Origin of the sequence: Kordiimonas aestuarii (assembly GCF_025574465.1) — a bacterium.
Taxonomy (GTDB): Bacteria; Pseudomonadota; Alphaproteobacteria; order Sphingomonadales; family Kordiimonadaceae; genus Kordiimonas; species Kordiimonas aestuarii.
This window is the reverse complement of sequence record NZ_JAOBPP010000021.1, coordinates 730,338-752,571: the sequence shown is the minus strand read 5'-3', so window position 1 is coordinate 752,571 and position 22,234 is coordinate 730,338. Positions and strand designations below refer to the sequence as shown.

The 22,234-nt window shown below is 57.8% G+C and carries 23 protein-coding genes and 1 tRNA gene; 16 read left to right on the top strand and 8 right to left on the bottom strand.

Annotated features, from left to right (window positions below):
- Nucleotides 1-52 precede the first annotated feature (52 nt).
- Entirely contained in the window at nucleotides 53-475 is a 423-nt protein-coding gene (locus OEU85_RS16070; RefSeq protein WP_262692533.1) for a hypothetical protein, read from the bottom strand.
- 193 nt (nucleotides 476-668) lie between these two features.
- Here OEU85_RS16070 and OEU85_RS16065 point away from each other — a divergent pair, with 193 nt between their 5' ends.
- Together OEU85_RS16065 and OEU85_RS16060 are read left to right on the top strand one after the other, a co-directional pair.
- A complete protein-coding gene (locus OEU85_RS16065; RefSeq protein WP_262692532.1) occupies nucleotides 669-1,352 on the top strand; it encodes a helix-turn-helix domain-containing protein in 684 nt (227 codons plus the stop codon).
- Between the two features lie 151 nt (nucleotides 1,353-1,503).
- A complete protein-coding gene (locus OEU85_RS16060; protein ID WP_262692531.1) occupies nucleotides 1,504-2,409 on the top strand; it encodes a LysR family transcriptional regulator in 906 nt (301 codons plus the stop codon).
- Here OEU85_RS16060 and OEU85_RS16055 read toward each other — a convergent pair.
- The gene (locus tag OEU85_RS16055) at nucleotides 2,406-2,987 is read right to left on the bottom strand and encodes a type 2 periplasmic-binding domain-containing protein (protein ID WP_262692530.1); all 582 of its coding nucleotides are present in this window, start codon (nucleotides 2,985-2,987) and stop codon (nucleotides 2,406-2,408) included. The two genes, OEU85_RS16060 and OEU85_RS16055, sit on opposite strands and share 4 nt — an antisense overlap.
- Nucleotides 2,988-3,293: 306 nt before the next feature.
- Between OEU85_RS16055 and OEU85_RS16050 the strand changes: the two genes are divergently transcribed.
- Both OEU85_RS16050 and OEU85_RS16045 read left to right on the top strand, forming a co-directional pair.
- Nucleotides 3,294-4,265 (top strand): glutathione S-transferase family protein, encoded by a 972-nt coding sequence (locus OEU85_RS16050; protein ID WP_262692529.1) that lies wholly within the window; start codon nucleotides 3,294-3,296, stop codon nucleotides 4,263-4,265.
- Nucleotides 4,266-4,275: 10 nt separating this feature from the next.
- Nucleotides 4,276-5,109 (top strand): pirin family protein, encoded by an 834-nt coding sequence (locus OEU85_RS16045; protein WP_262692528.1) that lies wholly within the window; start codon nucleotides 4,276-4,278, stop codon nucleotides 5,107-5,109.
- 160 nt (nucleotides 5,110-5,269) lie between these two features.
- Here the strand turns inward: OEU85_RS16045 and OEU85_RS16040 are convergent, their stop codons facing one another.
- Both OEU85_RS16040 and OEU85_RS16035 read right to left on the bottom strand, forming a co-directional pair.
- The gene (locus OEU85_RS16040) at nucleotides 5,270-10,084 is read right to left on the bottom strand and encodes an NAD-glutamate dehydrogenase (protein WP_262692527.1); all 4,815 of its coding nucleotides are present in this window, start codon (nucleotides 10,082-10,084) and stop codon (nucleotides 5,270-5,272) included.
- A gap of 51 nt (nucleotides 10,085-10,135) precedes the next feature.
- Nucleotides 10,136-11,380: a PAS domain-containing protein gene (locus tag OEU85_RS16035; protein ID WP_262692526.1), complete on the bottom strand. Its 1,245-nt coding sequence runs from the start codon at nucleotides 11,378-11,380 to the stop codon at nucleotides 10,136-10,138.
- A 184-nt stretch (nucleotides 11,381-11,564) separates the two neighbouring features.
- Here OEU85_RS16035 and OEU85_RS16030 point away from each other — a divergent pair, with 184 nt between their 5' ends.
- From OEU85_RS16030 to OEU85_RS16020, 3 genes are read left to right on the top strand one after another with little or no spacing between them, the layout of a single operon-like run.
- Entirely contained in the window at nucleotides 11,565-13,370 is a 1,806-nt protein-coding gene (locus OEU85_RS16030; RefSeq protein WP_262692525.1) for an AMP-dependent synthetase/ligase, read from the top strand.
- Nucleotides 13,367-13,579, top strand: a complete 213-nt coding sequence (locus tag OEU85_RS16025) for a SlyX family protein (protein ID WP_262692524.1) — start codon at nucleotides 13,367-13,369, stop codon at nucleotides 13,577-13,579. The genes OEU85_RS16030 and OEU85_RS16025 overlap by 4 nt, the downstream gene beginning before the upstream one ends.
- A 6-nt stretch (nucleotides 13,580-13,585) precedes the next feature.
- Nucleotides 13,586-13,771: a DUF1289 domain-containing protein gene (locus OEU85_RS16020; protein ID WP_262692523.1), complete on the top strand. Its 186-nt coding sequence runs from the start codon at nucleotides 13,586-13,588 to the stop codon at nucleotides 13,769-13,771.
- A gap of 77 nt (nucleotides 13,772-13,848) precedes the next feature.
- Here OEU85_RS16020 and OEU85_RS16015 read toward each other — a convergent pair.
- Nucleotides 13,849-13,923, bottom strand: a tRNA-Gly gene (locus OEU85_RS16015).
- A gap of 173 nt (nucleotides 13,924-14,096) precedes the next feature.
- On the opposite strand from OEU85_RS16015, the gene OEU85_RS16010 reads away from it, so the two are divergent.
- The 4 genes from OEU85_RS16010 (at nucleotide 14,097) to OEU85_RS15990 (ending at nucleotide 16,564) form a co-directional block, all read left to right on the top strand.
- Nucleotides 14,097-14,630 (top strand): prolyl-tRNA synthetase associated domain-containing protein, encoded by a 534-nt coding sequence (locus OEU85_RS16010; protein WP_262692522.1) that lies wholly within the window; start codon nucleotides 14,097-14,099, stop codon nucleotides 14,628-14,630.
- A gap of 113 nt (nucleotides 14,631-14,743) precedes the next feature.
- Nucleotides 14,744-15,682 carry a tetratricopeptide repeat protein gene (locus OEU85_RS18660; RefSeq protein WP_394805427.1) on the top strand — a complete coding sequence of 313 codons (939 nt, stop codon included), beginning with the start codon at nucleotides 14,744-14,746 and terminating at the stop codon, nucleotides 15,680-15,682.
- Between the two features lie 9 nt (nucleotides 15,683-15,691).
- On the top strand, nucleotides 15,692-16,357 hold the full coding sequence (locus OEU85_RS15995; RefSeq protein ID WP_262692521.1) for an LON peptidase substrate-binding domain-containing protein: 666 nt from the start codon (nucleotides 15,692-15,694) through the stop codon (nucleotides 16,355-16,357).
- 27 nt (nucleotides 16,358-16,384) lie between these two features.
- The gene (locus OEU85_RS15990; protein WP_262692520.1) at nucleotides 16,385-16,564 is read left to right on the top strand and encodes a Trm112 family protein; all 180 of its coding nucleotides are present in this window, start codon (nucleotides 16,385-16,387) and stop codon (nucleotides 16,562-16,564) included.
- A 3-nt stretch (nucleotides 16,565-16,567) separates the two neighbouring features.
- Here OEU85_RS15990 and OEU85_RS15985 read toward each other — a convergent pair whose 3' ends face one another.
- From OEU85_RS15985 to hslV, 3 genes are all read right to left on the bottom strand, one after another.
- Complete coding sequence (locus OEU85_RS15985) at nucleotides 16,568-16,960, bottom strand: histidine triad nucleotide-binding protein (protein WP_262692519.1); 393 nt, start codon at nucleotides 16,958-16,960, stop codon at nucleotides 16,568-16,570.
- Between the two features lie 104 nt (nucleotides 16,961-17,064).
- Nucleotides 17,065-18,375 (bottom strand): ATP-dependent protease ATPase subunit HslU, encoded by a 1,311-nt coding sequence (gene hslU, locus OEU85_RS15980; RefSeq protein ID WP_262692518.1) that lies wholly within the window; start codon nucleotides 18,373-18,375, stop codon nucleotides 17,065-17,067.
- Nucleotides 18,376-18,377: 2 nt separating this feature from the next.
- Nucleotides 18,378-18,962, bottom strand: a complete 585-nt coding sequence (gene hslV, locus OEU85_RS15975) for an ATP-dependent protease subunit HslV (RefSeq protein ID WP_262692517.1) — start codon at nucleotides 18,960-18,962, stop codon at nucleotides 18,378-18,380.
- Nucleotides 18,963-19,155: 193 nt separating this feature from the next.
- Here hslV and hisB point away from each other — a divergent pair, with 193 nt between their 5' ends.
- From hisB to OEU85_RS15950, 5 genes are read left to right on the top strand one after another with little or no spacing between them, the layout of a single operon-like run.
- Entirely contained in the window at nucleotides 19,156-19,755 is a 600-nt protein-coding gene (gene hisB, locus OEU85_RS15970) for an imidazoleglycerol-phosphate dehydratase HisB (RefSeq protein WP_262692516.1), read from the top strand.
- 17 nt (nucleotides 19,756-19,772) lie between these two features.
- The gene (gene hisH / locus OEU85_RS15965) at nucleotides 19,773-20,429 is read left to right on the top strand and encodes an imidazole glycerol phosphate synthase subunit HisH (RefSeq protein WP_262692515.1); all 657 of its coding nucleotides are present in this window, start codon (nucleotides 19,773-19,775) and stop codon (nucleotides 20,427-20,429) included.
- The gene (hisA, locus tag OEU85_RS15960; protein ID WP_394805440.1) at nucleotides 20,429-21,148 is read left to right on the top strand and encodes a 1-(5-phosphoribosyl)-5-[(5-phosphoribosylamino)methylideneamino]imidazole-4-carboxamide isomerase; all 720 of its coding nucleotides are present in this window, start codon (nucleotides 20,429-20,431) and stop codon (nucleotides 21,146-21,148) included. The genes hisH and hisA overlap by 1 nt, the downstream gene beginning before the upstream one ends.
- The gene (gene hisF / locus OEU85_RS15955) at nucleotides 21,142-21,909 is read left to right on the top strand and encodes an imidazole glycerol phosphate synthase subunit HisF (protein WP_262692513.1); all 768 of its coding nucleotides are present in this window, start codon (nucleotides 21,142-21,144) and stop codon (nucleotides 21,907-21,909) included. The genes hisA and hisF overlap by 7 nt, the downstream gene beginning before the upstream one ends.
- A complete protein-coding gene (locus tag OEU85_RS15950) occupies nucleotides 21,906-22,232 on the top strand; it encodes a phosphoribosyl-ATP diphosphatase (protein ID WP_262692512.1) in 327 nt (108 codons plus the stop codon). Before hisF ends, OEU85_RS15950 begins: the two co-directional genes overlap by 4 nt.
- Nucleotides 22,233-22,234: the final 2 nt, after the last annotated feature.

Here is a 22,234-nt window from a genome sequence, read left to right as displayed (position 1 = left end):
GTTTTTTATTGGCCTGCGGAATTTAAACCGGCGCGCACATCGACGTGATCGATCAATCCTTGCGTGACTTCATAAACTCTTTCATCCGCGCGCGGCGTTCATCCTGAATATCTTTATAGATTTTCATCTGGTCGCGGCTCAGGTGGGTGGCAAGGGCTGATTCGGTGTCTGCGCGCACCGCCTTCATTTCCTTGGCCAGCTTCAGTTTTTCCCGCAACCGCAGGGAGGGTTTCTGCCCCCGGCCAAAGCCGTATCGCTCAAGAATGGCAAGCTGGCGATCACGCCCCGCCTCAAGGATGGGGTTGACCCGTTCCTCCTGCGCGGGGGTGAGGCCAAGCCGCGCGTTGTTTTCCTCGGCGCGCTCCATCAACATCTCAAAGGTGGCATCGTCTATCTGGCGCGCGCCGGCCTGCGCAAAAGGCGTCGCCGCAGCAAAGGCCACCATACAAAACAGGGTCCGCAGGATTTTCGTCATGCCGTGTCTCCGTCGCTCAAGCATATGGGCCTGATACGGCTGAAATAGTGTTTGCATTCCCCACCACGGGCATTATTCCCACAATAAGCGTGATATTCCGCTATATTCATCTGGCATTCCCGGCATGCCTTTCAAAGAATGTGTCGTGTTATCAACAAGCTAGTGCACATAAATAGCACCGCGGGAGACCAACATGAAGTTTGGCGATTATATACGACAGAAACGGGAAAAAAATGGATGGACCCAGCCCGAGGCCGCAGCGAGGGCCGGTATCGAACAGTCCTATCTTTCAAAACTTGAGACAGGGAAGTCATACCCGTCGGAAGATATCTTTGGCCGCCTGGTCAAAACCTATGACATCAACATCGACGACTTGAGCCAGAAGGTTTTTGCCGCGGAGCTCGACAAGCTGCGCGAGATCGGCGAAGTGCGGGCGGTCATCCTATCGCGCCAGAAAGCCGAAAACCGCTTCATGCGGGTGTGGCTTGTTGCCGGGCTCATTATGATCATGATCGGCGGCGGTGCGTTTGGGCTTGCCTACTCCATCCCAGAAAGCCAGCACATAAGGTTCCTCTACCGCTCGGAAGGGGTCATCAAAGCTGACGAATCACCCATGGTGTTCGAGTTTCTGGCCGTCGGTGGCCCGGACAGCGAAAACCGCAAGTTCAACGACCGGGTCGACTATGACTTCAAGTCGCTGAGCGAAAACAAGGGCAATAATTTCATCGAGCAGGTGGCGGGCGGCTACCGAAAATACAGCCTTTACGACACCCAGCGCGGAGACCATCCCACCGCGATCAGCTGGCACTACAGCATGGGCATCATGTTTATCTTCGGCGGGCTGGCCTGTTTCTACATCAGCCGACGCTGGCACTAGAAACCCGCACAATTGTCGCGCATATTCCGCACACATCTGGCTCAGATATCGCTCAAACCGGCCTCGCGAGGCCAGTTTTTTGTTGCGCACACAGCAACACTAAACCAAAATTGCACCGAACATGTTCCAGATATGATGACGGAGACACGCCGTGGACCTGCAAGCCATCCGCACCTTCTGCCGCGCGGTTGAAACCGGCAACCTGACAGCCGCGGCCAAGGCGCTGCATATCACCAAATCCGTCGCCTCCCGGCGCATCCAGTCGCTTGAAGATGACCTTGGTGTGCGCCTGCTGGCCCGCACCACAAAAGGGGTCAGTCCAACCGACGAAGGCGCGCTGTTTTACGAACGCGGGCAACGTATTCTTGATGACCTTGAGGACGCTGCGCAGATGGTCAAGTGCACCGAAGGCAACCTTGTCGGCAACTTGCGTATCACCGCCCCCCGCAGTTTTGCTGACATTTTCCTCGGCGCGCCGCTGATGGATTTCATGCACCGGCATCCCGAGCTGAAGTTCGAGATGAACCTGACGGACGAGCGCGTGGACATCATCGGCGGCGGCTATGATCTTGGCCTGCGCATCACTCGTGAACTGGATGACACGAGCCTGATCGCCCGCAAGCTTGCAGATATGCGCAGCCATATTGTCGCCAGCCCCGCTTACCTTGAAAAATATGGCACACCGAAGAAGCCGGAAGACCTGCGCGATCATCAATCTGTATTCTATTCAAATGTGGAGACGGCCAAGCACTGGCGCTTTGGCACTAGCGCGGACAGTGAAGGCGTGCGCGTGAAGGGCCGGCTGACCTGCAACTCCGGCCAGATGCAGATGGAGGCAGCGCTTGCCGGCCTGGCCATCGCCAACCTGCCACGCTTTTATGTGCATGAAGCACTGGAGGTCGGCCAGCTTGTTCCCCTGTTGGAAGATTTTCCCAGACCTCCCACCACCCTTTATGCGCTGTATCCCGAAAAACGCCTGCTGCCGCTCAAGGTGCGCGCGCTGATCGACCATCTGGCTAGCTGGTTCGGCCGGGACTGCCACGCCTGCAACCTTTAGCGCGAAGTCTGGCTTCCGAGGATAAACGGCCCTGTTTTCACCAGCGTTGCATCAAGCGCGTCAAGCAGTGGCGCGTGACGACGCTGAAGCACCAGATAATAATTGAGGACTTCTATTTCCTGTATCTGCATGTCCGATACATCGCCCAGAAAGGGCAACACGGACTTCTCCAGCAGCCCCACGTCTGAACCGCCGCTGCGCAGAAGCTCAAGATAGCGGCCGAGCGACGAAACTTCTTCGGCGCCGATACCAAGATCAAGCACCGCTTGCTCCGCCCAGCGAAAACCGCTGGAAAACACTAGGCGATGGGTCTTCAGGTCAGCCAGGGAGGTCACCGTAATGCCACGCTCGCGCAGGCTGACGGCCACGACCGCGCTTTTGAAAGACGGCGTCGGCACCAACACGACCTCGCGCGCGTACATTTCTGCCCAAGTGCCGGTGCGCAGCAGATCACCGTCCAGCTTGCCGTCAAGCATCATCTGCTCGCTGCGGCGAAAAGGAATCGCAACAAAGGCAACGCAGACGCCGTAATCCTGCGCTGCCTGTTGCCTGAAGCGTTCCAGCTGGCCTTCATCCACAAGTACCGCCGGCCGGCCGATATGAAGACATTGGTTATCCCCGCCCCGCACGACACCAAATGGGAGTATGAGCAATAAAACCCAACCCGCCAGAAACCTGTAAAGCAACGTCACATTCCGTAACTGAGCGTTCATTCTGCCAGTATAAACTCTTTCTTTTTAACAGGTTACAGATTTTGTATCAAAAGTGTGTTCGCAACTATGCAACACAGGCTTCGCGTTTCCCTGCCTACAAGTCGTCAAGCTTGTCGCTTATCTTGGTTTCAAGCGGGGAAGACACGTAACAGGTAACGACAGGAGGCAGACATGGGTTTGCTCGTTGACGGCAAATGGGAAGACAAGTGGTATGACACCGATGACGGCCGCTTCAAGCGGCAGGATAGTGTTTTCCGCAACTGGGTCACGACAGACGGCGAGGCCGGGCCTTCCGGCAAGGGCGGCTTCAAGGCCGAGGCTGGTCGTTATCACCTCTATGTATCGCTTGCCTGCCCCTGGGCGCATCGGGCGCTTATCATGCGCAAGCTCAAGGGACTTGAAGAACTGATAGACGTGTCGGTGGTCGGCATGAAAATGCTTGATCATGGCTGGACGTTCGACAAGCAAGACGGCAGCACAGGCGACTCGCTTTATCAAGCCGACTATCTGCATGAGATCTACACACGCGCCAAGGCGGATTATTCGGGCCGGGTGACCGTACCGGTGCTGTGGGACAAAAAGACGGAAACCATTGTCTCAAACGAAAGTGCTGAAATCATCCGCATGCTGAATAGTGCGTTTGATGTCGTTGGCGCCAAAGCTGGCAATTATTATCCCAAGGCTATGCAGGCGACAATCGATGACGTGAATGACCGCGTTTACAACACCGTCAACAATGGTGTGTACAAGGCCGGGTTTGCCACCACGCAGGCGGCTTATGAAGATGCGGTTACACCATTTTTTGAAACGCTGGACTGGCTGGAAGAACGGCTGGCGGACAACCGATACCTGATGGGCGATGTCCTGACAGAGGCGGATATCCGCCTTTTCACCACGCTTGTCCGGTTTGACCCGGTTTATTTTGGACACTTCAAATGCAATGTCCGCCGCATCGCGGACTATGCGGAACTTGGCGCATACCTGCGTGAACTATTCCAGATGCCGGGTGTGCGGGAGACCGTCAACATGACCCACATCAAAACGCACTATTACGCCAGCCACAAAAACATTAACCCGACGGGCATCATCCCCGTGGGGCCGGAACAAGACCTCGATGCCCCGCATGGGCGGGACTGGCTTTAAGGAGGCCATCATGTCAGCACGCAAAATAGCCCAGCTCTATCAAGCGGTCGCCACCCCGGAGGGGCAGGGTGTCACGGTACACCGCAGTATCGGCAGGCCCGACCTTTCCGTGCTGGACCCTTTCCTGCTGCTGGATGAGATGGTCCTGCCCAGGGACGCCAGAGGTGCTGGCTTCCCCGAACACCCACACCGGGGTTTCGAAACCGTGACCTATATGCTCTCGGGCCGCATGGAACATGGCGATCGGGTTGGCAACAGCGGGGTTATCGGCCCCGGTGACGCCCAGTGGATGACCGCCGGGCGCGGCATCATCCATTCGGAAATGCCGGTTGCATCAGATGAGGACGTACATGGTTTCCAGCTGTGGGTGAACCTGCCCGCCGCCAAAAAAATGATCGCGCCGCGTTATCAGGATGTCTCGAAGGCCGAAATTCCCACCGTCGTGGGCGATGGTTTCAAAGCACAGCTTGTTGCCGGCTCCCTGCTTGGCCAGGAAGGAGCGGTGAAAGATATTGCCGCGCGGCCGTTCTTCGCGGATGTCACACTCACCGATGACGGGGATGTCACCCTGCCAGTGGACGACGGCCATACAGCATTTCTGTACGGCATCCGTGGCGGACTGGTTGTCGCTGGCGATGCGGTGCCGACCCGCACCCTTGCGATCCTGTCAGATGGTGACCATGTGGTGGTTCGCGGCAAACAAGGCGCGCGCTTCCTGATGATCGCGGGCGCCCCAAACAATGAGCCGGTCGCGCGGTACGGGCCATTTGTGATGAACACGCGGGAAGAAATTATCGCAACAATCGACGACTGGAACAAAGGACGTTTCTTGTCGGCAACGTAACAGGGATGTGCCTCCGACAACGATGTTGTTTTCCCTGCCCCGGACTGTCGCGTGGGGCTTCTCTCCTCCCCCTGAACCCCACGCGACAGTCCGGGACCAAACCTGAACGGGGCGACACATGATGGTGCCGCCCCGTTTACCGGTTTATCGCCACGTTTATCTAGCGCAGGATCGAGCGCAAGTGGCGGGTTGCGAAACTTAGTTTCGCCACCGTCAGGCCGCCGGATGACGCCAGGTCCTCAATCAACCGCTCAGCGCGGATGATCTGCGTTGCCTGGCTGGCCGCCCAGTCTTTTGTCGCCTGTTTGGCCGACTTCTCTCCCGCTTCAAGGCAGACACGTTCCACCAACGCGCGCTGCTGATCGGCAAGGTCCTCAAGCTCCGAGCGGACGGAAAGCACGTCCCAGTGGTTTTCAGGCTGGATTCGGTCGGCACGCTGGCGCAGCCAGTCAAACCCAAGCCGGTCACCAAGCGCGAAGTGCACCGCCGCAACATAATCCACGCGTTTTTCAGCTTTCTCAGCCACCTCGATGATATCGGGGCCGGATGTCAGCACCTCAAAGGCCGACACAAAGGTCGCAAGGTCATGGCCGACACCCTCTTTCTTGAGCGCATCGCGGCGACCCACAAAAGCATCCTGCGCCGGCTCCGAGAGGATTTCCTGCTTGATGCCAAAGAGCTTTTCAACCGGCCCTTCGAACCGCTCAACAAGCTTACTGACATCAAATGGTCGTTGCAGGTTCCTTAGAACCCACATCACCTGTTGTTTCATCGAATCAGAGACAGACTGGTGCATGTCATACTGCACCTTGGCTGACACTTTATAGTCCAGCTCGTTGATGGCTTCCCATTGATCCTGCAAGCCGTACACCTGCCGCACGACTACAAACGCCGCCACGATATCCTCGACACCCAGGCCGGTTTCTTCCTTCACTTCATATACAAAGGTCAGGCCAGCCCAGTTCACAACCTCGTTCGCCAGAACGGTGGCAATGATCTCACGCTTCAGGCGGTGGTTCGATAGTTCTTTTTCGAACTTGTCGCGAAGCTTGGTCGGGAATCCCCATTCAAGCTCAGGCCTCAGGACAGGGTCTTCGATCAGTTTACTTTTCACCAGAATATCAAGCAGCGACATCTTGGCGTAAGCCATCAGGGTGGCGATCTCCGGCCGCGTCAGGCCCTGATCGTTGGCCGCCAGTTCAGCAAACCCTTCATCAGATGGCAGGTTTTCGATTTCGCGGTTAAGGCCGCCGTCACGCTCAAGCGTGCGCATCAGGCCAAGGTGATATTCCCGCGACCGGATGGCGTTCTCCGCCGCCAGCGAGATCGCCTGGGTTTGCAGATAATTGTCCGAAAGCACGATATCAGACACTTCATCTGTCATTGATTCGAGCAGTTTGTCACGGTCCTCTGCCTTCAGGTTCTGGTTGGCGATAGCCCCGGCAAGCAGGATCTTGATGTTCACTTCCTTGTCCGAGCAATCCACACCGGCGGAATTGTCGATAAAGTCCGTGTTCAGCCGGCCGCCACGGCGGGCAAACTCAATACGTGCTTTCTGCGTCATGCCAAGGTTACCACCCTCGCCAAGGACCTTCACATGCAGCTCAGGCGCGGTGACCCGAAGGCCGTCGTTGGCGCGGTCGCCGACCTGTGCGTTATTCTCGCTTGTGGCGCGCACATAGGTGCCGATACCGCCAAACCACAACAGGTCGGCTTCTGCTTTCATGATGTGGTGTATCAGGTCTGTCGGCGTCATCGCGTCCGCTTCAACCTTCAGCCATTCCTTGATCTCCGGTGTCAGCGAAATGGATTTCGCGGCGCGGGCAAAGATGCCACCCCCCTTGGAAATAAGCTTCTTGTTATAGTCATCCCACGTCGATCGCGGCATGTCGAACAGGCGTTTGCGTTCTTTCCAAGCGGCTTTGGTGTCTCCCGGGTTGGGGTCAACAAAGATATGCAGGTGGTTGAAGGCAGCTTTCAGCCGGATGGTTTTCGACAGCAACATGCCATTGCCGAACACATCGCCCGACATGTCGCCCACACCAATGACCGTGAACTCGTCCTTCTGTACATTGATACCCATTTCGCGGAAGTGGCGTTGTACGGACACCCAGCCACCCTTGGCGGTGATGCCCATTTTTTTGTGGTCATAGCCATTTGACCCACCGCTGGCAAAGGCATCACCCAGCCAGAAGTTGTTATCGACCGAAATGCCGTTCGCAATATCCGAGAAGGTCGCCGTACCCTTGTCGGCGGCAACCACAAGGTATGGATCATCGCCGTCGCGGCGCACCACATTCTTGGGAGGCTTCACTTTGGCGCCCACAAGGTTGTCCGTGATCGACAAGAGGCTCGAGATAAAGCTGCGGTAAGCGGCGACACCTTCGGCCATATAGGCCTCACGGTCGCCCATGCCCGGCAGTTGTTTGGGGAAAAAGCCGCCTTTCGCGCCCTGCGGCACGATCACAGCATTTTTCACCTGCTGGGCTTTCACAAGGCCCAGCACTTCGGTGCGGAAATCCTCCCGGCGGTCAGACCACCTGAGGCCGCCGCGCGCCACCGGCCCACCGCGCAGGTGCACACCTTCGACCCGCGGGCTGTAGACCCAGATCTCGGCAAAGGGCTTGGGCAGCGGCATCTCGTTGACCTCGCGGGACCGGATCTTGAACGCAAGCGCGCGTTCGTCCACCCCATCCAGCACACCGGGCTGGTAGAAATTGGTACGCAGTGTTGCGCTGATAATATTGCGGTAGGCCCGCATGATACGGTCATGGTCAAGGCTTGTGACACTGTCCAGCAGGCTGCGGATATCGGTGACGATATTTTGCGCCATGTTGTCGCGGTTCGTGGCCTCATATGCCGGGTCGAACTGTACCTTGAAAAGCGCCACCAACTGCGCCGAGATCTGCGTATTCTCAACCATGGCGTCGGCGATATATTCCGGCGTATAGCCCATGCCCAGCTGACGCATATATTTGCCGTAGGCCCGCAGAAGCTGAATCTCGCGCCAGTCCATCGCAGAGGTCAGCACCATTTCGTTAAAGCCGTCGTTCTCGACCGTGCCGTGCCACACCTTGACAAACAGCTCTTCAACAAGCGGTTTCAGACGCTCAAGCGCAAACGGGCTGCCCTCGGGCCGGTCGAGCGCGAAATCGTGGATATAGCTCGTGGTTTTGCCCGGCACCTCATAGGAATGTTCGGAAATAACCTTGAAGCCCATATTCTCAAGGATCGGCATACAGTTGGTCAATGCGATCAACTGGCTGCCATGATAGATCTTGAGGCGATAATGGTTGCCCCCGTCCTCGCGGTGACGATAGAAATCCACCCGCACGTCATCCTGCCCGGAGACATCTTCCAGCTTGTCGACATCATAGGCGGCCTGGGCGGGTGTAAAATTCTCCCGGTAGGCGATCTTGAAGCGGGTTTTATAATAGTGATGCAAGCGGCTGCCTTTTTCCTCACCGTGATGATGGATCAGTTCGGTGTGCAGGCGGTCGACCCAGCCCTGCGCGGCCTCCGCGATAGCGCGGTTGATGTCCTCAACATCGGGCTTGCGCACATCACCGGGGAAAGTGCGGATAATAAAGTGCCAGCGGGCCAGCGCTTCCTCTGACAGGTTGGCGTAATAGACCGAAACTTCACCGTTATAGGACTTGCACAGGATATCGGCTACCGCCTGCCTCAGGCCAGAGTGGTAGTTCTCACGCGGCACATAAACCATGGCTGAGACAAAACGCTCGAACCGGTCAGCGCGTACAAAAGCGCGCGGGCGCGGACGCTCGGTCAGCTGCAGGATGCCGAGCGCGGTTTCAAACAGCCAGTCCTCACTAACCTGGAACAGCTCGTCGCGGGGGAAAGCCTCAAGGATATGCGCAAGCGCCTTGGCGGCATAGGACCGGCTGGCAAACTGCGAACGCTTCATGATATTGGCAACCTTGCCGCGGATGATCGGCACGTCGGTTGCGAACTTGCGATAAGAAAGCGAGGTAAACAGGCCGACAAAACGACGTTCCCCCACGGCAACACCGTCTTCGTTGAAGATTTTCACGCCGACATAATCCATGTGAGACTGGCGGTGCACCATGGATTTCACATTGGCTTTGGTGATAATCAACGGGTCTGGCGCCGACAGGAAGTGCCTGATCTCGGGCGACATCGGCGTCAGGCCTTCCTTGTCGCGCAGCACATTGCGCTCAGGGTCACGCAGGATACCAAGGCCCGACCCCTCCACGCGGTTAAAGTCGAACTTCGCCGGGTCGCCTTCAAAGCGGTATTCCCGGAAACCAAGGAAGGTGAAGTGATCCGCGCCCAGCCAGCGCAACAGGCGGATTGTCTCGTCCACCTCTTCCTGGTCAATCGGCGGCGGATTCACCGTCAGGGACGCAACCGTCTCATCGATCTTCGCCAGCATGGCTTTCCAGTCACTCACGGCCGCACGTACATCGGCAAGCGTGGTTGCGAGCGTGTCCTCGATCTCCTTGAGCACCGTCTTGTCAGACTGCGCATCGATCTCGATGAACATATAGCTTTCGGTGGTCTCCGTGCCTTTGCCCTCGTCGGTGCGTTTGCCCTTGTCATCCCGCCATGTCTTGAGGATCGGGTGATGCATCATGTGGATACGGTATTGAAGGGTAACGGCCAGACACCCGGTGATCGAATCAACAAGGAACGGCATATCGTCGTTGACGATCTGGATGACGGTATGTTTGGTCGACCAGCCCACCTTACCGCCACGCGGGTTCATGATCTTGATAAGCGGCTTGCCAGCCGGGCGGCTTTCAGCCATCTGCCACATATTGTGGGCGATGGCGTAGAGCGCCTCGGGGTCAAAAGCCATCAGGTCGTCGGGCCCCTGTGCGTAAAACTGCGTCAGGAACTTGTCGAACGCCTCCCACTCTTCGCCTGACATGCTTTCCACAGCGCGCCTGCCAATCTCTGCCATGATCTGCTTATACTGCTCATCATTGGTCACTTTTTTGGTCCCTTCAAAACCTTGGTAACTGGGGTCTTTATTTTATTGTTTTCATTCACTCTTGCGGTGAAGGCGGCGCAGGGCTGCGTCCACCTCACCCGGCGGGCTTTCCGCTACGCCGATCGCCTCAAGCCCGCCGCCGTCTTTGCGGCGTGCAAGCACAAGGCAGAACTCTCCTTTGTTTTCAAGTGTGGTCAAATCATGGGCCTGGGCCTTGCGGGCGGTCGCCAGCGCCGCTTCCTGCCGGGTGTGAGCGCTGGTGCCCTCTTTGCTGCGACGCGCCTCGCGCTCGGCCTTGACACAACCCTTGATGCCGCCCGGCTGCGCCTTGAGGAAAGATGCCAGCGTCTCCGACGTTTCGCCTTCACGCCGGGCGAAGGCGAGCGCGGCGGCATATTCCGTCAGCCGGGTTTTGTCATAGTTTAGCCCGAAGGTGAGCTTGAGCACCGGCGTATAGGGTGCACGGGCCTGCACCCTCAGGTTATTTTCCGCGAGGAGCGCTTGATAGGCCATTGGATTCAGGCTGGCTTCTTCATATAGCCTGAGCGCTGCGGCCAGGGCGTTATAGAGACTGTCCCGGCCACCGCCATCAAGGTGCGCCACCTGCGAGACCGCGTCTTCGCATGCTTCAAGCGGCGCCGCGAGGGCTTCTGCGTCCGAAGCATCCCTTTCATGTTCAATCGCCGCATCCGGGGTGAGCGACGGCGCACCGTCCGGCGCATTGGCGGACGGTTTCCATTCTTCACGCTGCCGGAAACTGACAACCACCATGATAAAATGGGCGTCATCCCCGGTGCGGCTGAACGGCAGCATGATGCCCCGGCAGTCGAGAAAGTCTTCGACAAATTCAAATTCCGCCGCCCGGGTCCGGCCATCATCACTATCAAACTGGCCAAGGAGCGCGGTGGCAAAAGGCGAGCCCGGCATTTCCTCAAGCTTGGTACCGGCGGCGATCGGCTCTTCCATCAGGCTCACAACTGCATCGCCGACGAAACGCACGGTGGCGCCGGCTGGCGTAAACTCCAGAAGAAGGCTGTTGGTTTTAAACGGTGCAAGCCCTTGCGGGCTCAGTTCCTTGAACAGCGGAAAAACACGGTCACCCTTCAGCGCATGCCAATAGTCAAAGGCGCGCAAATGCAGGCGGCGTTCTTCAGCATCGGTCTGAGCATGGCCACCGGGGGCGGCAGGCGAAAAGTCGTCTGGGACTTCGTGGTCTGTATCTTCAGATTTATCTTCGTGATCGCCGTTCATGGCCCACAAACCATCGTTGATTTCTGCGTCAGCACTGTGTCGCATGCCTCCGGGTATGGCATCGCCTCCCCCCACATGCAAGCAAGATCGCCGCGAATAGACAACTTTTTTATACGCGTCACCGCTCGCGGCAATTTGACAGCGCTGACAGCGCTTGATGCTTGCCCCTTTTCGCGTTTTGGGTCAAAAAGGGCGGAACCTTCGGGGGAAGAAGAGGGAGACCAGACACATGCCAAACACGCGTTGGCAAAGCCTGACGGCCATGTTCTTTGACCAGGCCGCCAAAATGGGTGATGCACCCCTGCTGTGCGCCAAACGAGATGGCACCTGGCAGTCAAAAAGCTGGCATGACGTCGCCGAGACGATTACCAAGCTCGCCCGCGCGCTGGAACGCCTGGGGGTCGAGCCTGGTGACCGTGTTGTCATTGTGTCCGAAAACCGCCCGGAATGGATGATCGCGGACTTTGCCATCATGGCCGCCGGTGCCATTACCGTGCCAGCCTATATCACCAACACCGCGCGCGACCATCTGCATATCCTGGAAAACAGCGGCGCCAAAGCGGCAATCGTATCAACGAAACAGCTTGCCCGCACGTTCCTTAAGGCGGCCCATCAGTCCGATGAACTGGAACATGCCATCACCATCGAACCAGTGAAGCTTGAACAACAGGTGAATGTGGGGGTACACCACTGGGACGAGGCGCTGGCTGCTGAGAAAGCTGACATCGCGCACTATGCCAAACGTGCGCAGGACGTCTCCCGCCATGATATCGCCTGCCTCATATACACCTCCGGCACCGGCGGCGCGCCCAAGGGTGTGAAAACCCACCACGGCTCCATTCTGCATAACGCCGAGGGCGCGATTGAGATTTTCCGCGAGTTGGGCCTTGAGAACAATACCTTCCTTTCTTTCCTGCCGCTCAGCCACGCCTATGAACATACGGCGGGCCAATGCTGGCCGCTGACCATCGGTGCCCAGATCTGGTACGCCGAAAGCCTTGAAAAGCTCGCCGCCAATATGGCCGAAGCCAAACCAACCGTGATGGTCGTGGTACCGCGCCTCTTTGAGATGCTGCGCACCCGCATCAGCCGCGCCATTGAAAAAGAAGGCGGCACAAAAGCGAAGATGTTCAACCGGGCGATCGAGCTTGGCACCAAAAAAGCCAAGCACGAACCTCTCACCTTCATCGAAAAGTTTGAGAATATCTTCCTGTCGCTGACAGTCAGGCGCAAGGTGAATAATCAGTTTGGTGGGCGTATCAAGGCGCTGGTTTCGGGTGGGGCCCCACTGGCGCCGGATGTGGGGTATTTCTTCGAAGCCCTTGGCCTGCCACTTCTGCAAGGCTATGGCCAGACAGAATCCGGGCCGATCATCTCGGTCAACCCGCCGTCGGCCCCCAAGGCCCACACAGTCGGCCTTGTTTTCCCTGACACGGAAGTGCGCATCGCAGACGACGGTGAAATCCTCGTGCGCGGAGATTTGGTGATGAAGGGCTATTGGCGTGACGACCGGGCAACCGCCAAAACAATCGTGCACGGCTGGCTGCACACCGGTGACATCGGCACCTTTGATGAGGACGGCCACCTGATGATCACCGACCGCAAAAAGGATATCATCGTCAACGACAAGGGTGACAATGTCTCGCCCCAGCGTATTGAAGGCATGCTGGCACTTGAGGACGAGATCGCGCAGGCCATGGTCTATGGTGACCGCAAGCCCCACCTCGTGGGCCTTATTGTGCCGGACGCCGAGTGGCTGCGCGGCTGGGCGAAGGAGCACGGTAAGAACGCGGACAACATGGACCTGAATGCCGATGCCGACCTGCACCGCGCCATCGACCACGCGGTCACCCGTATCAACGGGCGGCTCTCGAACCTTGAGAAGGTGCGCAAGTTCATCGTTGCCGATGAAGCCTTCTCGATCGAGAACGAGCAACTGACACCAACCCTGAAGCTGCGCCGCCATGTGGCGGGCGCGGTCTATGGCGAGCGACTGGAAAAACTTTACCACCGGGCGAAAGCAAAAAACGCATGAGCGAACAATCAGACAGCCGGATATCAGACCTTGAGGTAAAATTCGCCTTCCAGCAGGAGACGATCGACAGCCTCAACGATATCGTAACCAAACAATGGGCGCTGATTGATCGGTTGACACGCCGGCTCGACAAGCTGCAAAACGACATGGCCGACCTTGAGGCGGGGCGCACCGACGCAAAGGCGGACCCGCCGCCGCCGCATTATTGAGCCGCCATGCACACCAAACCCGAAAATGATGTAGCTGATGAAGTCGAAAGCCCCTGTACCGGTGTATGCAAGCTGGACCCGGGCGGAAGCTATTGCATCGGCTGCCTGCGCACGCCATTTGAAATTGGTGTCTGGTCGCGCGCCAGCAATGATGAAAAACGCGCTATCCTGGCCCGGCTCGCCGGCCTCTAAGCGCACAAAACAAAAAACCTCCCGACTGTTTCCAGTGTGGGAGGCTTTTGTAAATCCCTGATAAATCAGGGAGATAATGGAGCGGGCGATGAGATTCGAACTCACGACCCTAACCTTGGCAAGGTTATGCTCTACCCCTGAGCTACGCCCGCTCAACACGTAAGGGGTCACAAGCATTGCTGCTTGCGAGGCGGGATAATAGCTATCCACCTTTCCTTTGCAACACCTTTTTTTATTTTTTTATGAAACTTGCTTAAGCCAATGAAAATAATGGATATTTGCACGAAAGACTGTTGATAGCCGTAGGGAAAATCGGGAATTTTACATGGAATCGCCAAAATCGGAACAAGCCCTTTATGCCTTCCTTGAAGGCCTGGGCATTGAGGTTAGAACCTATCGCCATGAGCCTGTTTTCACCGTTGAAGACGCACAGGCGGCGCGTATCAGCAGCGAAGGAGGCATGCCCGGCGCGCACACCAAAAACCTCTTTGTGCGCGACAAGAAAAAGCGCCGTGCGCTCATCACGCTTGAGGAAAACCGCAAGGTAGATCTGCGCACATTGGCCGACCGGATTGCGCTGGGTCGCCTGTCGTTTGGTTCCGCCGATAGCCTGATGAGCTATCTCGGGGTGGTGCCGGGCTCGGTCACACCGCTTGCGCTTTATAACAACCGCGTTCTCGAAGGAGGCACGCCGCCGCTGGTCTTCGCCATTGATAAACACTTGCTGGACGGTGACCTGATAAATGTGCACCCCCTTCATAATGCCGCCACTACCGCAATAAAGCCGTCTGAGCTCATGCGCTTTGTCCAAGCCTGCGGTTACACCGCGCAGGTGATCGACTTCGACACTTTATCCTGACGCTGCGCACAGAAAATTTCATCAATCCCCACTGGTCATGACGCGACTGAGCGCCTATGGTCGCGGAAAGAGCTGACGCCGCCTCGGGCAAAAAAATTAACAAGAGTATCGTTATGGAAACCATATTGGGCGGTGACGTAAACACCGCAGATGCAGATATGATCAAGGACAGTGACGTCCGCAATTTCGGCGAAGATGTTATCGCCGCGTCGCGCACCCGGCCTGTGATCGTTGACTTCTGGGCGGACTGGTGTGGCCCGTGCAAACAACTGATGCCTGCCCTTGAAGCCGCTGTGAAGGCTGCGGGTGGCGCCGTGGCGCTGGTGAAAGTAAACGCTGACGAAAACCAGACTTTGTGTTCCCAGCTTCAGGTCCAAAGCCTGCCAACTGTGCTGGCTTTCTGGCAGGGGCAACCGGTCGACGGCTTTCAGGGTGCCGTGCCCGCATCGCACCTCAAAACCTTCATTGACCGGCTGACACAACTGTCAGGCGGCGAAGGCGGCAGCGAAGGCGACCCGCTGGCGGAAGCACTGGCGCATGCCGATGAGCTGTTCGACGCTGGCGAGGCCATGCAGGCCGCCCAGGTTTACCAACAGATCCTGATGCATGACGAGGGTAACGTGCACGCGCTTATCGGCATGGCCGACGCGTCGGCCAAGCTGGGGCAGGGCGAACAAACCGGGCAGATCCTCGACACTATCGACGAAAGCAAGGTTGAAGATGCCAAGCTCAAGGAACGGCTTGCCCGTATCCGCGCCGCCCTTCAACTGGCTGATGAGGCAAAGGACGCTGGTGACGCCAGCGCGCTTGAGGCTGAGGTCGCTGCCGACCCGATGAACCATGAGGCACGCTACAAGCTCGCGCTGGCGTACCAGGGGCAGGGCGCGCTTGATAAAGCCGCCGAGGCCCTTCTTGGTATCATCATGCGGGACCGCGAATGGAACGATGATGCCGCGCGCAAGCAGCTGCTGAAGCTTTTTGAAGCACAGGGAGCGACAGACCCCTTCACCCTGAAGTACAGGCGCCGCCTGTCTTCGGTACTGTTCAGCTAGGAGCGTGGTGTGACGGACAAAGAGCATACGTTAGAGGAGTTGCCGTCCGTCATTCCTGTGTTTCCGCTCTCGGGCGTTATCCTGCTGCCGGGTGCCAGCCTGCCGCTGAATATCTTTGAACCGCGCTACCTCAAGATGGTGCGCGATGCGGAAGCCAGCCACAAGCTTATTGGCATGGTCCAGCCCAAGGACAAGGACGAAGGCGGCAAAAAGCCCGCGCTCTATGGCGTAGGTGGCATGGGCATGATCTCGGAACTCAAGGAAACCGGCGACGGTCGATTCCTCATTCGCCTCAAGGGTATATCGAGGTTCAGGATTGAAGAAGAACTGAGCACGGCCACGCCTTACCGGCAGGTGCGGGCAAACTGGGCGCCCTTTGCCGCCGATCCCTGGGGCGGGGAGACCACCACAGCCGTGGAACGCGACGACCTTTTCACGTCGCTGAAAGCCTACCTTGACATCAAGGGGCTTGAGGCTGATTTCAGCGCCATCGCCGAAGCGCCGGATGACGTGCTGGTGAACACCCTGTCGATGATCGTGCCGTTTGCGCACGCGGAAAAACAGGCCCTTCTGGAGGCCGAGACGGTTTACATGCGCTCGGCACTTTTGAGAAACCTGTTGACCATGGCGGCGACAAGCACCATGAAAAGCGAAGGCCCGGCTAAAGCCCACTAAGGGGCAACCAGCACATCGGAAAACAACATGAGCGAGCGCAGCAGCACCAGCCCCAAACTTCTTGAAATTCTTGTGTGCCCTGTTACCAAACAGCGGCTTGAGTATGACGCTGAAAAGCAGGAGTTGATCAGCAGGTCAGCAAACCTCGCCTTCCCGATCCGGGATGGTATTCCCATTTTGCTGACCGATGAAGCACGCGAGCTTTAAGACTCAATAGCCCCCAGGGCCTTCCCCGCCTAGAGCGTGCCCGACCAGCATTGGGCCAAGCGGCTTGCCGCCAAAGATATGAATATGCAGGTGTGGCACTTCCTGATGCGCGTTCTCGCCCGCATTTGCGAGCGTACGGTAACCATCTTCCGCCAGCCCAAGTTCCTCCGCCGTTTTACCCACCGCCCGCATGAAACCGGCGACCAGGTCATCCGGCGCATGGGCGGTGAAGTCCGCCATGGACACATAAGGCCCCTTGGGGATCACCAGCACATGAACGGGTGCCTGCGGGTTGATATCATGGAAGGCGAGCGCAAAATCATCCTCATAGACCTTCTTGCACGGAATCTCGTCGCGCAGAATTTTCGCGAAAATATTATTCTCGTCATAGGCCATGAAGGTGTCTCCGCTGGTTTGTCTTTGCTTGCCAGAAACTATAACGCCCCAACCGCCGGCGTCCACCGGGCAGTTGAAGCGCCATGATAATTTATTAGGGGTCGCTATAGGATGAACTTGGACAGGTCGTTATCTTTCTCGGCCAGTTCGCCCATGTTTTTGCGCACAAAGTCGGCGTCTACGGTGATGTTGCCGCCGCTCTGATCACTGGCGGTGAAGCTGACTTCCTCCAGCACTTTTTCCAGCACGGTATGCAGGCGCCGGGCACCGATATTTTCAACCGTTTCGTTAAAGTGTGCAGAAATACGTGCGATTTCGTCGATGCCGTCCTCAGTGAACTCAAGCGTCAGGTCTTCGGTGCCCATCAGCGCGACATACTGGCGGATGAGGCTATAGTCGGGTTCCGTCAGGATGCGTTTGAAGTCTTCTTCCGTCAGCGGTCGCAGTTCAACCCTGATCGGCAAGCGGCCCTGAAGCTCAGGCAGCAGGTCGCTTGGCTTGGCAATATGGAACGCACCGGACGCAATAAACAGGATATGGTCGGTCTTGACCGCACCGTATTTGGTCGACACCGTCGTGCCTTCAATCAGCGGCAGCAGGTCGCGCTGCACGCCTTCGCGGCTGACATCACCGCCGCGCACATCCTGGCGGGCGCAGATTTTGTCGATCTCATCAAGGAAGACAATGCCGTGGTTCTCCACAAGGCTGGTAGCGTCGCGGGTCACGCTTTCCTCATCCACCAGCTTATCGGCTTCTTCCGCCATCAGCACTTCATAAGCTTCCGAAACCTTCAGTCGCTTCTTGACCTTGCGGCCGCCCATGGCCTTGCCGAACATGTCACCAAGGTTGACCATACCCATGCTGGCGCCTGGCATGCCGGGAATGTCAAACTGCGGGAAGGGGCTTTGGGTATCGGCCACTTCAAGCTCGATTTCCTTTTCCGACAGCTCTCCCTCGCGCAGCATCTTGCGGAATTTCTGCCGCGTGGCGTCGCCGGCACCGTCGCCCACAAGCGCGTCCAGCACACGCTCTTCGGCGTGGATCTCGGCCTTGGCGGCCACTTCCTTGCGGCGCTTTTCCTTCAGCATCAGGATGGCGTTTTCAATCAGGTCGCGGATGATCTGCTCCACATCGCGGCCCACATACCCTACTTCGGTAAATTTGGTGGCCTCAACCTTAATAAACGGGGCTTCGGCCAGCTTGGCAAGGCGGCGGGAGATCTCGGTTTTACCGACGCCGGTTGGCCCGATCATCAGGATGTTCTTGGGCAGCACCTCGTCGCGCATCTGGCCTTCAAGCTGCTGACGGCGCCAACGGTTCCTGAGCGCCACGGCAACGGCGCGTTTGGCGTCCTGCTGGCCGATGATGAAGCGGTCAAGCTCGGAGACAATCTCCCGCGGGGAAAAACTGGTCATATTTACTCCTGACGATCGGTCGTGGGGACGGAAGCTTCCATATGCTCAACCACGATATTATTGTTGGTGTATACACAGATATCGGCGGCAATTTTCATTGCCTTGCGCGCGATGTCCTCGGCGCTCAGGTCCTGGTCATAAAGCGCGCGGGCGGCGGCCAGCGCATAGTTGCCGCCGGAGCCGATGGCGACCACACCGTGCTCTGGCTCCAGCACGTCGCCGTTGCCGGTGACCACAAGGCTGGTGCCTTCATCGACCACAATCATCATGGCCTGAAGCTGGCGCAGGTATTTGTCCGTGCGCCAGTCTTTCGCGAGCTCCACGCACGCCCGGGCAAGCTGGCCGGGGTGGCGTTCAAGCTTGGCCTCAAGGCGCTCAAATAGTGTAAAAGCATCAGCGGTCGCACCGGCGAAACCGGCAATAACCTTGCCGCCTGCCAAGTGGCGCACCTTGCGCGCGTTGGCTTTCATCACCGTGTCGCCGACCGAAACCTGTCCGTCACCGGCGATCACCACCTTGCCGTCCTTGCGCACGCTGCAGATGGTGGTGGCATGCCATGTGGGGAGTTCTGAATGGAACTGGGTCATAGGAGTTTAGTTTTCCTTTTCCGGTTTTTCTCTTTGCGAAAGGATATATGAACCGAACAGCCCTCTTACAAGCAATTAGGCTGAAAAGCCCCATAAACCCTTGCGTTTCAGGTACTTTAACCCTAAAGCCATAGTGACCGAAAGGCCGGTGATTACACGGCTTTTATCCTGTAGGCTGCAAGCGGAGTAAAACATGCGCACGGCATCATGTGAAAGAAAGACCAAGGAGACCGAAATCTCCGTGACGGTAAATCTGGACGGTACGGGCACGTACGACGTTCATACCGGCATTGGTTTTCTTGATCATATGATTGAGCAGCTGTCGCGCCATTCACTGATGGATATCACCCTGCGCGCCAAAGGGGACCTGCACATTGACGGCCACCACACCACCGAGGACTGCGGTATTGTGATCGGCACGGCAATCAAAAAAGCGCTGGGGGATATGAAGGGCATCACGCGGTATGCAAGTGCCTATATCCCGATGGACGAGACGCTTACCCGCGCCGCGATCGACATTTCCGGCAGGCCTTTCATCGTGTGGAAGGTGGATTTCAGCCGCGACAAGATCGGCGAGATGGACACCGAGCTTTTTGAAGAGTTCTTCCGCGCCTTTGCGTTTGCCGCAGGCGTGACGCTTCATGTGGAAAACCTGTACGGTGTCAACAACCACCATATTATCGAGAGCAGCTTCAAGGCAGTTGCCCGCGCGCTGAGGGTGGCCACAGAGGTAGACCCGCGCAAGGCAGATGCTGTTCCGTCCACCAAAGGCACGCTTGGCGGCAGCCTCTAACATTTCGGGGACACCTTATGACCGAAACCGTTGCCATTATTGATTATGGCTCGGGCAACCTGCGTTCCGCTGAAAAAGCGCTGACGCGGGCGGCGCTGGACGCCAAGCTTGACCGCAAGATTATTGTGACCGACCAGCCAGAAGTGGTCGCAAAAGCCGACCGTATCGTGCTGCCGGGCGTAGGCGCCTTTGGCGATTGCCGCCGTGGCCTGATGGCCATTGATGGTCTTGCCGACACGATCGAAGAAGCCGTGCTGGAAGCCGCTAAACCCTTCCTTGGCATCTGTGTCGGCATGCAGCTGATGGCGGGCGAAGGGCATGAACACGGCATCCATGAAGGCTTCGGCTGGCTGGACGCCGTGGTCGAGCCTATGACCCCCGCTGACCCCAGCCTCAAGATCCCGCACATGGGCTGGAATGAGCTGACCCTGTCGGGCGCAGGCCGTGTGCACCCGGTGTGTAAGCATATCCGCCCCGGTGACCACGCCTATTTTGTCCACAGCTACCATATGACACTGACGAATGACGCCGCCCTTCTCGCCACCACCGAGCATGGCGGGCGTGTCACCGCGCTTGTCGGCCGCGATAATATGGTCGGCACCCAGTTTCACCCCGAGAAAAGTCAGGCCGTTGGTCTTGCGCTTCTCGCCGCCTTTTTGGAGTGGCAGCCATGATCACGATTTATCCCGCCATCGACCTGAAGGACGGCAACTGCGTACGCCTCTTTAAGGGTGACATGAACGCCGCCACCGTCTTCAACGACAACCCTGCCGCGCAGGCGAAGGAGTTCGTGGACGCAGGTTGCCGCTGGCTGCACCTCGTGGACCTTAACGGCGCCTTCGCGGGTGAACCGGTGAACGCGGCAGCTGTGGAAGCCATCCTGAAGGCAACCAATGTTCCCGTACAGCTGGGCGGCGGTATCCGCGACCTCAAAACCATGGAACGCTGGCTGGAGGCCGGTATCTCGCGGCTGATCCTCGGTACTCTCGCGGTCAAGAACCCCGACCTTGTCAAGGAAGCCTGCAAGCTGTTCCCCGGTAAGGTTGCCGTCGGTATTGACGCCAAGGGCGGCATGGTTGCGGTCGAAGGCTGGGCCGAAGCCAGCGAAGTAGAGGTGACAGAGCTTGCCTGCCAGTTTGAGGACGCCGGTGTCGCCGCGATTATCCACACCGATATCGACCGGGACGGTACACTCGCGGGCGTGAACGCGGGTGCATCGTCGCTGCTCGCAAACGCGGTATCGATCCCGGTGATTGCGTCAGGCGGTGTGAAGGACATTGATGACATCCACGCGGTCAAGGCTGCCGGCAACCTTGAGGGTGTGGTCACGGGGCGCGCCATCTATGACGGGCGGCTTGACCTCAAGGCCGCGCTGGAGGTAGCAAAATGCTGAAAGCGCGCATTATACCCTGCCTTGATGTGAAGGACGGCCGTGTGGTCAAGGGTGTGAACTTCGTGGACCTCATCGACGCCGGTGACCCGGTGGAGCAGGCGCGTGTCTATGACGCAGCAGGCGCGGACGAGCTGACATTTCTGGACATTACGGCTTCATCCGAGCGACGCGATATCCTGCTGGATGTGGTCAGCCGCACAGCCGAAGCCTGCTTTATGCCGCTGACGGTGGGCGGCGGTGTGCGCACGGCAGAGGACGTGCGCAAGCTGCTGCTTGCGGGCGCGGACAAGGTGTCTGTGATGACCGCCGCTGTGGACCGTCCCGCCCTTATTGGCGAACTGTCGGAAAAATTTGGCGCACAGTGTATTGTGGTCGCCGTTGACGCGAAGGCGGTCGCCCCCGGCAAGTGGGAGGTGTTCACGCATGGTGGCCGCACCGCCACCGGCATTGACGCGGTTGAATATGCCAAAGAAGCGGCACGCCTGGGTGCGGGTGAAATCCTGCTCACCAGCATGGACCGCGACGGCACGCGGGAAGGCTTCAATATTGAGCTGACACGCGCGATATCAGACGCGGTAAGTATCCCGGTGATTGCTTCGGGCGGTGTGGGCACGCTGGACCATCTGGTTGAAGGTGTGCGCGACGGGCACGCATCCGCCGTGCTTGCGGCCTCGATTTTCCACTTTGGTGATTATACCATTGCCGAAGCAAAGGCGCATATGGCGCTTGAAGGTATTCCGGTCAGGGAGACAGCAGCATGAGTGACATGTTAGAGACACTAACAAAACTTGAGGCCCTGCTGGAGGAACGAAAAAACGCCGACCCTGAAAAAAGCTATGTTGCGCGGCTTTACCATAAAGGTGCCAAAAAGATAGCGCAGAAGGTAGGGGAAGAAGCCGTTGAAGCCGCCATGGCGGTCGCCGGGGGTGACGACAAGGAACTGGTCGCCGAAAGCGCTGACCTGTTGTTTCACCTGATGGTGCTGCTGCGCGCCAAAGGCCTGAGCCTTGGCGACGTTGCAGCGGAACTCGCGCGGCGCGAAGGGCTTTCCGGGCTTGATGAGAAGGCAAACCGAAGCAAATAGAG

Bases quoted from the DNA above. Each gene is read 5' to 3' on its own strand.
- hisF (WP_262692513.1), top strand. From the start codon at position 21,142: ATGCTGAAAGCGCGCATTATACCCTGCCTTGATGTGAAGGACGGCCGT.
- hisH (WP_262692515.1), top strand. From the start codon at position 19,773: ATGACCGAAACCGTTGCCATTATTGATTATGGCTCGGGCAACCTGCGT.
- OEU85_RS15985 (WP_262692519.1), bottom strand. From the start codon at position 16,960: ATGGCCTATGACGAGAATAATATTTTCGCGAAAATTCTGCGCGACGAG.
- hslU (WP_262692518.1), bottom strand. From the start codon at position 18,375: ATGACCAGTTTTTCCCCGCGGGAGATTGTCTCCGAGCTTGACCGCTTC.
- OEU85_RS15950 (WP_262692512.1), top strand. From the start codon at position 21,906: ATGAGTGACATGTTAGAGACACTAACAAAACTTGAGGCCCTGCTGGAG.
- OEU85_RS16030 (WP_262692525.1), top strand. From the start codon at position 11,565: ATGCCAAACACGCGTTGGCAAAGCCTGACGGCCATGTTCTTTGACCAG.
- OEU85_RS16070 (WP_262692533.1), bottom strand. From the start codon at position 475: ATGACGAAAATCCTGCGGACCCTGTTTTGTATGGTGGCCTTTGCTGCG.
- OEU85_RS18660 (WP_394805427.1), top strand. From the start codon at position 14,744: ATGGAAACCATATTGGGCGGTGACGTAAACACCGCAGATGCAGATATG.
- OEU85_RS16010 (WP_262692522.1), top strand. From the start codon at position 14,097: ATGGAATCGCCAAAATCGGAACAAGCCCTTTATGCCTTCCTTGAAGGC.
- OEU85_RS16065 (WP_262692532.1), top strand. From the start codon at position 669: ATGAAGTTTGGCGATTATATACGACAGAAACGGGAAAAAAATGGATGG.
- OEU85_RS16045 (WP_262692528.1), top strand. From the start codon at position 4,276: ATGTCAGCACGCAAAATAGCCCAGCTCTATCAAGCGGTCGCCACCCCG.
- hisB (WP_262692516.1), top strand. From the start codon at position 19,156: ATGCGCACGGCATCATGTGAAAGAAAGACCAAGGAGACCGAAATCTCC.
- OEU85_RS15990 (WP_262692520.1), top strand. From the start codon at position 16,385: ATGAGCGAGCGCAGCAGCACCAGCCCCAAACTTCTTGAAATTCTTGTG.
- OEU85_RS16035 (WP_262692526.1), bottom strand. From the start codon at position 11,380: ATGCGACACAGTGCTGACGCAGAAATCAACGATGGTTTGTGGGCCATG.
- OEU85_RS16020 (WP_262692523.1), top strand. From the start codon at position 13,586: ATGCACACCAAACCCGAAAATGATGTAGCTGATGAAGTCGAAAGCCCC.
- OEU85_RS16050 (WP_262692529.1), top strand. From the start codon at position 3,294: ATGGGTTTGCTCGTTGACGGCAAATGGGAAGACAAGTGGTATGACACC.
- OEU85_RS16025 (WP_262692524.1), top strand. From the start codon at position 13,367: ATGAGCGAACAATCAGACAGCCGGATATCAGACCTTGAGGTAAAATTC.
- hslV (WP_262692517.1), bottom strand. From the start codon at position 18,962: ATGACCCAGTTCCATTCAGAACTCCCCACATGGCATGCCACCACCATC.